Annotated in this window: 1 protein-coding gene; it reads right to left on the bottom strand. The window is 61.6% G+C overall.

Annotated elements, in window-relative coordinates:
• Positions 1-49 precede the first annotated feature (49 nt).
• On the bottom strand, positions 50-1,327 hold a 1,278-nt coding region (locus ASG69_RS23135), incomplete at its 5' end, for a ribonucleoside-diphosphate reductase subunit alpha (protein ID WP_235578985.1).

Below are 1,327 nucleotides of genomic sequence, written 5' to 3'. Positions count from 1 at the left end.
CCTTGTGCGCATCGTCAGATGCGCACAAGGCGCACGGGGGCGAAGCCCACTAAAGCATACAGCTGACGCAACCCTCGACCTCGGTCCCCTCGAGGGCCATCTGGCGCAGCCGGATGTAGTACAGCGTCTTGATTCCCTTGCGCCACGCGTAGATCTGCGCCTTGTTGATGTCGCGGGTGCTCGCGGTGTCCTTGAAGAACAGCGTGAGGGACAGGCCCTGGTCGACGTGCTGCGTCGCTGCCGCATACGTGTCGATGATCTTCTCGTAGCCGATCTCGTACGCGTCCTGGTAGTACTCCAGGTTGTCGTTGGTCAGGTACGGCGCCGGATAGTAGACGCGGCCGATCTTGCCTTCCTTGCGGATCTCGATCTTCGACGCCACCGGGTGGATGGAACTGGTGGAGTAGTTGATGTACGAGATGGAGCCGGTCGGCGGGACGGCCTGCAGGTTCTGGTTGTAGATGCCGTGCTGCTGCACCGACGCCTTCAACTCGACCCAGTCGTCCTGCGTCGGGATGCTGATTCCCGACTGGGAGAACAACTCTCGGACACGCGCTGTCTTGGGCTCCCAGGCGCGCTCGGTGTACTTGTCGAAGAACTCGCCCGACGCGTACTTGGACTGCGGGAAGCCTCCGAAGTAGCTGCCGCGCTCCTTCGCCAGACGGTTCGAGGCCCGCAGCGCATGGAACAGCACGGTGTAGAAGTAGATGTCGGTGAAATCGACACCCTCCTCGCTGCCGTAGTGGATGCGCTCACGAGCGAGGTAGCCGTGCAGGTTCATCTGGCCGAGGCCGATGGCGTGCGAGGTGTTGTTGCCCTGCTCGATGGACGGCACCGAGTAGATGTGGGTCTGGTCCGACACGGCCGTCAAGCCGCGGATGGCGACCTCGATGGTCTGCGCGAAGTCGGGCGAGTCCATGGTCTTCGCGATGTTCAGCGAACCCAGGTTGCACGAGATGTCCTTGCCCACATGGCTGTACGAGAGATCCTCGTTGAACGTGGACGGCGTGGATACCTGCAGGATCTCCGAGCACAGGTTCGAGTGCGTGATCTTGCCCTCGATGGGATTGGCCCGGTTCACCGTGTCCTCGAACATGATGTACGGGTAGCCCGACTCGAACTGCAGCTCGGCGAGGGTCTGGAAGAACTCGCGCGCCTTGATCTTCGTCTTGCGGATGCGTGCGTCGTCGACCATCTCGTGGTACGTCTCGCTGACGTTCACGTCGGCGAAGGGCTTGCCGTAGATGCGCTCGACGTCGTACGGCGAGAACAGGTACATGTCCTCGTTCTTCTTCGCCAGCTCGAACGTGATGTCCGGGATGACGAT

The organism is Rhodococcus sp. Leaf225 (genome assembly GCF_001426145.1).
In the GTDB taxonomy this organism is placed as follows: domain Bacteria; phylum Actinomycetota; class Actinomycetes; order Mycobacteriales; family Mycobacteriaceae; genus Rhodococcoides.
The sequence above is the reverse complement of the archived record's forward strand: the minus strand, read 5'-3'. Positions and strand labels throughout refer to the sequence as shown.